Source organism: Reticulibacter mediterranei (assembly GCF_016587455.1).
Window position 1 is genome coordinate 4,490,697 of record NZ_BNJK01000001.1, and the last position, 11,699, is coordinate 4,502,395.

The 11,699-nt window shown below is 49.5% G+C and carries 9 protein-coding genes; 8 read left to right on the plus strand and 1 reads right to left on the minus strand.

Annotated elements, in window-relative coordinates:
* The first annotated feature begins 239 nt into the window (after positions 1-239).
* The 3 genes from K3T83_RS19335 to K3T83_RS19345 are packed head-to-tail and all read left to right on the plus strand — an operon-like array spanning position 240 to position 4,548.
* Entirely contained in the window at positions 240-848 is a 609-nt protein-coding gene (locus K3T83_RS19335) for a toll/interleukin-1 receptor domain-containing protein (RefSeq protein ID WP_220204596.1), read from the plus strand.
* Between the two features lie 24 nt (positions 849-872).
* Entirely contained in the window at positions 873-2,957 is a 2,085-nt protein-coding gene (locus K3T83_RS19340; RefSeq protein WP_220204597.1) for a hypothetical protein, read from the plus strand.
* 13 nt (positions 2,958-2,970) lie between these two features.
* Positions 2,971-4,548, plus strand: coding sequence for a PDZ domain-containing protein (locus K3T83_RS19345; RefSeq protein WP_220204598.1), 1,578 nt, complete (start codon positions 2,971-2,973; stop codon positions 4,546-4,548).
* A 213-nt stretch (positions 4,549-4,761) separates the two neighbouring features.
* Here the strand turns inward: K3T83_RS19345 and K3T83_RS19350 are convergent, their stop codons facing one another.
* Positions 4,762-5,316 carry a hypothetical protein gene (locus K3T83_RS19350; RefSeq protein WP_220204599.1) on the minus strand — a complete coding sequence of 185 codons (555 nt, stop codon included), beginning with the start codon at positions 5,314-5,316 and terminating at the stop codon, positions 4,762-4,764.
* 84 nt (positions 5,317-5,400) lie between these two features.
* Between K3T83_RS19350 and K3T83_RS19355 the strand changes: the two genes are divergently transcribed.
* The 5 genes from K3T83_RS19355 (at position 5,401) to K3T83_RS19375 (ending at position 11,643) form a co-directional block, all read left to right on the plus strand.
* A complete protein-coding gene (locus tag K3T83_RS19355; protein WP_220204600.1) occupies positions 5,401-6,705 on the plus strand; it encodes a ThiF family adenylyltransferase in 1,305 nt (434 codons plus the stop codon).
* 113 nt (positions 6,706-6,818) lie between these two features.
* Positions 6,819-7,085, plus strand: a complete 267-nt coding sequence (locus K3T83_RS19360; RefSeq protein ID WP_220204601.1) for a hypothetical protein — start codon at positions 6,819-6,821, stop codon at positions 7,083-7,085.
* 27 nt (positions 7,086-7,112) lie between these two features.
* A complete protein-coding gene (locus K3T83_RS19365; RefSeq protein WP_220204602.1) occupies positions 7,113-7,691 on the plus strand; it encodes a ubiquitin-conjugating enzyme family protein in 579 nt (192 codons plus the stop codon).
* A gap of 62 nt (positions 7,692-7,753) precedes the next feature.
* Entirely contained in the window at positions 7,754-9,937 is a 2,184-nt protein-coding gene (locus K3T83_RS19370) for a LysM peptidoglycan-binding domain-containing protein (protein ID WP_220204603.1), read from the plus strand.
* A gap of 2 nt (positions 9,938-9,939) precedes the next feature.
* Complete coding sequence (locus tag K3T83_RS19375) at positions 9,940-11,643, plus strand: TIR domain-containing protein (protein WP_220204604.1); 1,704 nt, start codon at positions 9,940-9,942, stop codon at positions 11,641-11,643.
* The last annotated feature ends 56 nt before the right edge of the window (positions 11,644-11,699 follow it).

Below are 11,699 nucleotides of genomic sequence, written 5' to 3' on the forward strand. Positions count from 1 at the left end.
TCTCCTTTTAGAATATTTACTTCTACTCAATCCTACCATAAAATTTTGATGCAATCAATATTAATAACGACCCGGACATAGAATATTATACTTTTTTCTATAAAGATGTACAATAATATCTAAGGTATTGACAATATGCTTTGAAAGATATATAAAATAAGTGGCTCGTATTTTCAATCTCGACACATCTGTATACTGGAACAAAATTAATATGGCAATGATGCAACTGGTTTTTATAGATGGCAAATAACATAAGTCGAAAACATATTTTCATCAGCCACTCAAGCCAGGATAACCGCTTTGCACAAGTTCTAGCTCAAGAACTGCAAAACCGAGGCTATGAGGTGTGGTTTGACGCATATAACCTGGATTTTTGTCGTTTTCAGTCACAGCTTGAGGCTACGCTGGCGAACTGTCAGGCTGTGTTGATCCTGCTTTCTGCTGCTGCTATACAGTCTTCATGGGTTAAATGCGGAATAGACGTGGCACAGGAGCTAGAAAAACGCACTGGAGGTATGCTGATTGTACTGGTCCTGATTGAACAATGCGCAGTCCCAGTGCAACTGAACGGTTATCGCTGCCTCTATTTTCTACCAGGGGGTAATCATGCGGCCCAGCTCGATCTCTTCACAGAGATGCTCGAAGATAGGTCGTATCGACAAGCTCAACCAACAACCGAGGCTTCCCCAGCTCAAGCGACGCAAGCAGAGCAGCCAGCGGAAAGGCCAACCACTCACAACAGGGGAAAATTTATCATCAGTGGTTCTATACATGGTGGAACTATTAATATTAATCAAGCGGAAAGTATTGTTACGCATAATACCCTTGCTCGCGATACCGATAAATAGTGGGTATGCTGTTGGAGGTTGATCATGCCAGATGAACAGGCCAGATCTGAGGCGGCCAATAATCAGGGAGCCGCTAATCAGGGAGCTGCTGGTGACCGAGGAGGTGCATCACCACCTCAAGCCCCTCAGCCCGGCAATGCCTTTAATCAACGGCTTGATGAAGCACGTCGGGTTAATCTCAACAACTCTCTAAATAATCCAGCGAACCCGGCGTTTCCAGCACCGCCTGGGGCTCGTCATACTGAGTTTAGTGGTGACGTCCAGGGTGAGCATGTGGGTATTACGCAGGCAGAAGTTGTAATTAATTACAACTTCTCGGCTGAAGCGGCGCGGGCATGGGTGCATGGGGGTGGTAGCAGCGCCCCTTCCGGCGGCTTCAATGGGGGGGCCATCTTCAATCAATACCAGCAGGCCATGCCGGGAGGCATTGCTTTTGCCACAGGGAATGTAAGCGGGGGCACTGCTCAGGATCGGGACACGCTGCCCGCTAATCAACAGGAGATACGTGAATGGTACGGCAGGCTCAATGCTGTGGAGAAGGCGTTTGTGCAGGCAATGGCAATTTTATCAGGTGCACCAGAGCATGAGATCATAGAAGCGGCGGCAGAACTCTACCGGCCATTCCGTGTATCTGACGAGCGGCGAATGATGATCCTTGATCGGTCAGGGGTAGTGGATAATGGCTCCTATACTGCCTTTCAACGGCTGTCTTTAACATTGAATAGTGACTTGCAGGCAAAAACATATACTATACGTCGTCAGGTTGATCGGGTCAGGCGTCTCTTCTGGCAGGATGCTGCCGCCAATGGTTTCTCTAATTTTGCGTTACAGGTATTGAAGATCATTGGAGAGGATACATCCATCGCTGGACCGGTAGGGCAGCATTTTCTACGCCAGCTTGAGAAATTATCAAAATCGCACATGTTCAAAAGAGAGAGCAGCTGGCGCTTACCGCGCACGCTTGGTTCTCTCTGGCTAGACGAAGATGCTTATCAACTTGAAGACATTGCCCGTAACTGGCTTATCGATAGGCGAGGCATGAGAGCAGGCCAGAGGCTCGACGAGCGCATAGGTGAAGCAAGCCAGCTCCTCACCGATGAGAGCGTTGATGAGGTAAGTGAACTCCTCGCCGATGAATACGCTGGTGAAGCTGGTCCCTGGCGCGTTGCTCATTTGCTCTATGGTGCCTATGAAACTGAATGCGGCGATCTGGATGGTGGTAAGGGACAGGTCAGCGGGTCTATTGTGTTGCGCTTGCTCAATACGTGGACGATTGAAGCTCATACATCTTCATCGTCAGTGTTTTATAACCGTTTGGCCTATGCGATTGCCAATACCTGTAGTTTAATCGGTCAAAAGACGCTCCCCGCCGCGCTCAATGGCCTGAAAGAGCTACTACGCTATCCTATCGAAAACGATGGCAGGACTATCTCGATCCCGCAGGAGGTATTTTTCCATGTCGTGCTGGCCTACGTGACGCTGGCTCGCTACGGCTCTCTTGGCGAATTGCTTCGGCATTTCGCTACCACTATTGAATCTCTTTCCTATCACAGAGGAGACCGTAGGATGAGGGATCCAAGGGAGTACCTGAGCCGGAGAGAGGTCACGTTGAATACGCTCTTTTGCGCTTTTATTCTCCTGGCGGTCTTTTCTTTAAGCGATAAAAAGGAAAACACAAGGGGATTGTATAGCCTGACAGAGCATCCAGGAAGAGAGGCAGTGATTCCAGATGAAAAGGGACGCGATGTGCTGCTGGCTGGCATCATCACTAGAGTAGGGCCTGCCTGGAAGCAGGATGTGGTGACTATTCTTTGTGCCATGATAATTGAGGGTGAAGATGAAAGCGAATCGGCCTTTTATCTGATGCACGAATGGGCTGAAACGATTTTACGGGAGCGCGGCCCGCAATGCCTGGACTTACGTGCGGCTTATCTGGAGTTCGTGCTGGATGTGCTCTACCAGGTAGACAGGTGGATCAGGGATTTGCAGCGAAAGATGAATATTCTCACCCTGTTTACAGCTCAACTCAGACAATGGAAAAAGAAAGGCAGCCCATCGTTAGTGGCTTTTGCGAACGATCTACAAAAGAGATTGGGCGTTCGATCCTGAGAAGGAGGCATATATGCAACCCGCCAACTACATGACCGATCAACTGGGCTTAATTGAAATCATTCCTACATCGTTGTGGGATCGGCTCACACTGAGCGTTCCGACGGGCTTTAGCCTGGAAATATTTCGCTCTGGCCGCTATCTTGCCACTCTTACCCCTGAAGATATGAGCAGAAGATGGGATCTGGATGTAGTAATGACAGGGGATACCATTCTCAAGGTCAATCTCGGTTATCGCCATCATACTTTTCGCGGCGAACTCCGTAGCACTGATGGCCTGGTCCGCGCCTATGAAATTGATCTACGCCTGCATATAAGCAATGCACCACTTTTTGCTCTGGAATATCTACAAAAGAGCGATCCGATCTTGCTGGCCCAAAAGGAAGTTACGCTTCAGCTTGAATTATATGCGCAGGGGCGTAATCACAATAGTATGAACGAAGCTGAGATACGTACCATCGCCCAGCGCGATTTTTCGCGCTCTTTAGAGCAGTATTGTGGTATCAGCGTCGATCAAATTATACGTGCCTATCTTCAGCCAGCTTCGTCTTATACGGAGATCCAAACGATCCGAGAGTCTACGATGGTTGAAGAGGTGCGACTGAACGATCAGGCACATCTTGAGGGGTTGCGGCTTCGCAATGAAGTTCCTCTGCAAAGGATGCGCGAAGAGCAAGAGATTGCCTTCCGGGTGCGGGATATCAGGCTAGCAGAGATGACAGACCGGTATCGCAACAGGCAAAGGATATCAGAGGCCATTGGTGAGGGGGCCGCCGCCCGTATCCGCGATCAGTTTCGGCGAGGCTATAACCTGGGAGAGATACGAGACGAAAATCCTGAAATAGAAGGTCTCCTGCAAACAAGTATCCAGGAAGGTACCACCAGGCAGATCCCTTTTGAGCAGCGTGCACAATTACCTGAGAGGACAGGACAAACGCTGCCATCGCGCACTTCACCCCCTTCGCCGACTCCGGGACAGTTTTCCGTTACGCCCAGAAATGTGCGTCAATCGTCGGCTGATGATGAAACCTGGATAGAGCCTCCTTCCTTGCATATCACTGGACGACGACAGGCAAACAGCACGCCACAAGGGCAGGATATCGATGCTATCACTGTCCCTGGCTGTGCCCCTGAGTATACGGATGAGATTATCGACGTGGAGGCGACACCAGTACCACCAGATGTCTCACTCCCTACCGCTGCGACCATTCGGGTAGTGTCGTTTCGCGAGGGGCAAAGGCCACAACCACAACCAGTACCGCCACCCTCTGTGACGCCAGCCGGGGAACCGCTGACTATTGGTCAGCTTGGCATAAGGTTAGTCAACATTACGGAGGAACAAAGAAGCGAGTTGCCCGCACAGGTGGCTCGCGAGATAGCCTTTGTCGTTCAAAACGTTGTTGAAGATAGCCTGGCTCAGCAGGCCCATATACACCCGGGAGATTTGTTAATGGAGATTGCGGATTATCCTGTTACTGATGAAGCTACACTCTTTCTGGCCCTCAACCATCTGGCCACGAGCAGGGCTATCAAGATACGCGTTTTACGCGATAGCCAGATCGTGGATCTGGAAGAGACCAGACCCATATAACAAACGGCGGAAAAACTTTACTCGCATTCATTGAATATTTTGTGTATACTATCTATTAGACATAGAACGATATATACTTGATGGTTTATTGTTTTATGTTTCGCTTGAGGATGGGGAAGACATAATGGAAATAGCAATCATTATCGCAGGTGCAATTATGATCGCCATTATTGCTTCTTTAATGATTGTCAAGTCGCGGCGTTCGCGCCGTACTCACCCAGAAATACCTGGCAGCAATCGTCCATTCTTGTCTTCGCCTACAGGTTCTTCATCCTTGTCATCACCGGCTCTGTCAACGTCTTCTGTACCTACACGGCCTTTGTTAGCATCTTCTGCGCAAAGCACGCAGACAGGTAGTGATGTATCAACTATGCAAGCACCAACACCGAACATACGTGTCAGGAGCAGGCGACCCGGCACAACAAGCGGCTCGGCAGCACCTGCGGTCACTCCAGCAACTAATGGAGCCTCGGCAGCACCGTCAGGAACCGAAGCCACGCTGACAACATCACCCATCACGATAAAGCAAGTACGTCGGCCACAGGAAGTGGCGGCGGCTCCTCCGCCGGATCTGGAAGACCCCATACGTCTGCCGGACACGGTACAGATTTTTAATAGACAGACAATATGCAAAGTATGCAAGGGGGATATCCGTTGGAGTTCGCGACGAGCGGGATGGGCACGCTGTCTCAAGACCAATAGGCTGGTGCATGGATACTGCCGAGATTTTGCAGCAAACACCACAAGTAACACAAACTGGTGCGCCATTTGCAATGGTCCCTGTGCCAGCGGCCAGCCCATGAGAATTGAAGGTATAGATGCTTAGTGTCAAAAGAAGGATGAAGCTCTTCTATGAAAGTTTTACATAAACGCGATTTTAGCATAGAGCAGCAGGAAGAAAGCGCTACAGATCGGCAGGAGCGTATTCAGGGTTGGCATCAGGAATATGTCAACGACGGGCGCGTCCTCTTGCTTGGAGCAGGTGCGCTTGGCAATGAAGCGGCCAAGAATCTGGCTCTGATGGGCCTGGGCTATCTGTTTGTCGCCGACATGGATCATATCACGACCAGCAATTTGAGCCGTGCCGTCTTTTTCAGGAAGGAAGATGTCCAGGAGCAGCGGGCCAAAGCCGACGTTGTAGCACAGCGCTCACAATCTTTGAATGTAAACGAACATGCAGTCGTTCAGACATTTCGTGGAGATATCGTCTGGCGGCTGGGTGGCGGTGTATTCCGGCGTGTTGACGTAGTGCTTGGCTGTCTTGATAATGTCGAGGCGCGTATGCGGGCTAATACACGCTGCCTGCTTACTAATACCCCTTTCCTGGATGGAGGCATCCTGGGCCTGGCCGGTACGGTTACGGCTGTCCATCCGCCCGCTACCGCCTGTTGGGAATGTACGACCACTGCTCGCGAACGCGCGCATGCCAGCAGTCGTTACGATTCATGTTCACAGGTCATGTTGCGCGAGATCGCATCTGGCAAGCTACCGACGGTGCAGGTTGCATCGAGTATTACCGCAGGCTTTCAAACTCTGGAGGCTATCAAAGTTTTACAGGGCTTGCCCTGGTCTGCTGGTCATATTATTCAGTTTGATGCTGGCGCTCCACAGATTGATCTGGATGTGCTCGCTATTTCACGTCGCCCTGGTTGCTGGTGCCATCAAGCTCAGCCTATCAAGGACGTGCTTGAGCTACCACTCTCGGCACAGCACCATAGCTTACAGGATCTCCTCACCTCGCTGCATGAACATGGTTACAGCGATCCACAGGTTGGGCTGGCGGCACCATTTATTGTGATGCGTTCCTGCATAAGCTGTCACCGACAGGAGCCGGTGATGCAGCCGCGTTTTCTGCTCACCACGGAGGCGCTGAGATGTACCTATTGTGGAGCGGAGGGCAATGAATGGATACGCCTGCTCTCCGTTGACAGCACACATCTGAAAAATTTTGAGAAGGCAGATATTGAAAATGCGCCTGCTATGCACGAGCAAATGCTTGCATTATCACTGGCAGCCGTTGGCTTTCCGGCGCTCGCGCTGATCCCCTTCTCTGATGGCGATACCTGGGATTTTGAGCATATGGTAGCCGAGCTTACAGCCGATGCTGTAGCTGTCATGGGCGGTGAAGCCTATGCAACGGTGCGTGAACGAGATTAAAACAGTCCGTCCAGGGCTATTCTCTGACAAGCTAATCAGCTGTTGTGTGAAGATGCTCTGGTCTATCCATATTGTTGATCATTTTTACACCTATGCAAAAGGAGATTGAGACTATGGCTTCTTTAGACCTGACCTTTATTAATGCTGGCGATAATGCTGAACTGGATGCCGAATTGGAAGATACACTCACATCCGATCAGGTTATTCAAGCGTTGATCAATGAACAATTTCTCACACCTCTGACGGACCCGACACGCTCTTATATGCTGACCATCAAGGGACGAAATACTATCGCGGAAGGCCAGACATTGGGGGATGCTCGTGTCCAGCAAAAGGATCGTATCCGCGTGAGCATAACGCAGCGTGGGGGCACACAATAACTGTCACCATAGAGGAGGTTGTCAGCGATGCATGAAAATCAGTACGTTCATCAAGCTCGCTTAGCGAGTGACTACAACTCGATGAAGCAAATCACCGGGAATGTGATTTCCTGGCGCGGCACGCCCGAGGCTGATCCAGCAAATAGGGTATTTCCTGAGAGGTATACCATTACCTATAATATTCTGGCTCCTACGATCAGAGGCGATTCGCGCCATCACGTGATAGAAATCGATTGTTCATCACCAAATTATCCCAGGCAAGCACCCGCCGCCAGGATTACAACGCCGGTAGTGCGACATCCTCATTTTTATGATGATGGGAATATCTGCCTGGGTGGTTTCCCGCTGGAAGAATCTGTAGCCGAACTGTGCGTACGCCTGGCACGCTTTTTACAATATGATCCCGACGTTATTAATATGCGAAGTGCTGCATCATCAGCCTCGATGGAGTGGTACAGATCTAACCGTAATCGCCTCCCTATGGATCGTTCGGAGTTACCGCGTCTGGGAGAAGTTCCTGGCTTTAAACTTAAAAAGCGTCAGTCGCCGCCAGTGCAGGAGCAGGTTAGCGGTGGCATCACCGTCAAACGACGATCTTCCAGCTAGTAAAGTGTGTCCAGCTAACACGATTGATTGTTGCTTATCATTTCTGTGAAAGGAGACGCCTGATGCTTTCTGAGCAGGAGCAGCGGAGGCGTGACGAGGTTGAGGCCGAAATACGGCAGGTAGCGCGTCTGGTGGAAGCCAATGCAGAACCTAAACGCCTGAGTATGGAGTGGAATCAAGCAGCGAGCAGTGAAGAGTTTACCATCAGGCTGACCTTCTTCACGAGAAGCTATGTGGTGTGTGACAGAAAAGTAATTGTGTACTCACCACATAATCTACGTATTAGTATTCCACGCTCATATCCATATGTTACTAGGCTTCATGTAAAAGTAGACTCCTATCCCCTTTATCATCCAAATTTCCCCCTGTCACGGGATTATGAGAGCAGGAGAAATTTAGAGGACACAGTGTTATGGTTATGGGATCTCTTTACGTTTCGTTATATGGACCCCCGATTGGCTTCTAATCAGCGTGCATTAAGCTGGCTAGAAAGTCATCCTGGATACAGGCAGCAATTGGGAACTGAGACAGGCTTGCGGTTGCCGTCAGTTCCTCGTCATGTCGCCGATGAGCAATTTAAGGTGAAAGATAAACGGGGATCTGGTATGAATATCAAGGTGAAGAACAGCCGTTCCTCGGATTATGATGCACGCTCAGGGCCTGACGCTGAAAGGAGGAATGATAGTCAGGGGGTGCCAGCAGTTTCAGAGGCAGGAGAGAGAGCGTATGCCATGAGCCGGTCCATTAGCAGGAGTCAGGCAGAGGAAAGGGTATCCGCTTCTCCTCCCGTTGTTCCAGTGCCCGTACAGGGATTCCTCAATAAAGGATTGCGCGTTTATCAGCCTCAACAACTGGCCTTTCCTGAGCTGCTCAACAAGCGTGACGAATGGACCCGTAGTCCTGACGGATGGCAATATCGGGTGCCCACACACGGGTATACACCCAGCCGCTTGAAAGTGGTATTTCTTCAGAGCGCCTTAACAAAAATTTTCCACCATGCTACTGAGATCAGTAATGTTGAGCGCTTCGGTATACTGATTGGTGGTGTCTTTTACGACGCAGAACGGGCCGAAAACTGGGTCCAGATTGTTGATATGTTACCGGCAGAGCGCGTCCACGCCAATGTTGCGTCCGTTGAGGTCTCCCATGAAGAAATAGCTCGTCTCAATGCGAAAGTTGACAGAATATTAGCAGATACGGGAGATATTATACGCAAAATCGGCTGGTATCATACACATCCTGGTCACGGTATCTTTATGTCTAGCACGGATCAAACCAATCAAAAATATTGTTATACAGCTGACTGGCAAGTGGCTCTGGTTGTTGATCCTCTAAATCGCCATTATGGTGCCTTTTCCGGTCCCGATTGCTATGCTCTGACAAACGGAGTGCTGGTCATCTCTGATGGGCACGCAGCTCAATTAAACACGCCCGCGTTTGAAGCCTGGCAAAAAATTGCACCTCGGACTCCTGATGTGCTTACCTCTACTGTTAATCTGGGATCTCCTCAAGAACCAACCCCGGCAGATACACGTGTTCCGCCACCTGCACCAGCACGAGGGATACCATCAACAGATACAACGCCAGATCCGCCGAGAGATAGCCAGCCGGGCGCTCATAAGCTGATCATCCGGCATGATGTGAATGGTCAAGTGGTAAGCGGAACAGGCAATGAGCCAGTGTCCCAATTACCGATAGGAGGGCAAGCTCTTATCAGGCATCTGAATGTACAGTTAAATAGAGGGAGAAGAAACTGGCGTTCTGTTGCTGTGATTGTAATCTTTCTGTTTTTAGTTTTGCTCGTTCTGGTTGCTTATATAATGGCCCTTACCAGGCTTGATGGGGAGACAACTCAACTTCACGCGCTCGCTACTCAAGTTGCCCCTATGCGACAACAACTTTCTCATACGAAACAGCAACTTTCCAGTATGCAACAGAACGCGGCTCAGACTCAGAAGTCGCTGTTAGAACAGGCCAAAAATGTAAAAGATCCGCTTACTCATCGCAAACTGCTGGAATTAGTTGTACGTATAGACCGTACTTCGGCTAGCGGTAAAACCGCTATTCAGTTGCTTAGTAAACCTGTTTCTTATACTGTGGTAGCAAATGATACCTTTAACGCCATTGCCCAAAGATTTGGGGTATCTCCCAATGCATTGCAAAACGCAAATCCAAAGGTAGATCCTAAACAAATTTACCCGGGACAGGTTCTCATTATACCGGGAGAACAGGTATCTGATAGCTGATCATGCTCGCAGACGCAACACTGCTGTATACACTGAACCACATGGACGGGGACCGGACAGAGAGTAATGGAATTATACATGCGCTCTGGTCGCCCGATGGACAGCAGCTTATCACCTCTTCTTTAAGCAAGAGACAAAATGGCCGTAAACTGAGAGTGTGGGATTTGACTAGCGGGAAACTTCTGGACACTCTTGCTATACCTACAACTCCGCCTATAACTGCGTTCAGCTTGTTCTGGCTGCCCGCTAGCCAACATCTTGTCAGTGCTTTGCGGGACGATGTGCAGGCGTGGGAGTTGACTAACGGAAAGTTGCTGAACGCTGCTCCTCCTCATCGACACCTCAACACCTGGACTTGTTCGCCTGATGGAAAATTTTTGGCTGATGCTCCTAATCCATCTGGCTCCAATCGAGAAGCAACATTGCAGATTCTAGATGCAACCAATGGTCAGCTTTTACGAACCTTAGGACGTAGTGAAGGCAGACGCTCTCGTCTAGCCTGGTCCCCTGATGGTAAGTTCCTCGCCGTTGACACCTTTCTTCCAACAAATAGAGTCTCTATAGAGATATGGGAGCCAGCTATGGGGAGATTGGTGCATAGATTGGAAGCTGGGCAAAATCCGGCCTATGATGTAAGTTGGTCGCCCGATGGAAAGCTTCTAACAGTGAATCGCCAAAATGGGAGGGGTGGTTATCAGGTGGAGTTGTGGGAACCTCTTCAAGGCGTTCTTCTGCACATACATGAAGGTATATATCCGCATTGGTCTCCCGACGGAAAACTTTTAGCTCTCTTTCAGATAGAAGGAATGCAGTATCTGAGGAAAACAATACATATATTGAATGCTGCTGGAAGGCTGCTGCGCGTCCTTGAGAGTGAAAATGACGCTTTCGAGATTATGGCCTGGTCCCCTGATGGGAAACTCCTAGCTACGACTTCTTCCTCAGGTAAGGAGACTGTCTTTCACCTCTGGCGCACGGATATTTGGGAACCAATGACAACGTTGACGGATTTACAAATGTCGGCCGCTAAAATTTCAATTATTGCCTGGCACCCTCATCTCCCACTCATTGTGACTAATGGGCCACAGGAAAGCAGTCTTGCTGTCTGGTGCCTGCGGAAGCAGCAAATTGTCAGCCCCAGTTGTGATGAAGCCTTAACCATTCAGCAAGGAAAAGCTTTGGTACAGGAGGCCGACAAAGTTCAGTTGCAGGTTGCTCAAAATGTAGCACCGCTCCTTCATATCTATATCTCTTCTGCCTCAACACCGGAAGACGAAGCACTTCTGGATGAATTATGGAAACAACTGAGCATGGTGAGGCGTCAGCCTGATGTTCGTTTATGGGAGAAACGCCTTATTTCTCCTGGAGTAAATTGGGAGCAAGATATTGCAACCTGTCTCCAACAAGCTCATCTTATTCTCTTCTTGATGAGTCCCGACTTTCTGGAATCTGATCTCTGCTATGAGGAGATGAAGGTTGCCATCGAACAAAGAGAAATGAGAGGAGCCTGGGTGTTTCCGGTGCTCATACGCCATACGGCGAGTTGGGAAAAGACTCCTGTGGGTGCGCTTGAACCATTGCCTGCTGATCGCAAACCAATTCGTGATCGAATCGATCGAGAAGAGGTGATGCGAACTATTGCGGAACGCATTCAAGATATCACGCAGGCCATACGTCAGAGACTTACAGACGGTTGGTCACAATGAGTCAAAATGGCACAGTTTTGTAACAGTTCTGCCATATAGACGTAATATTATTATTC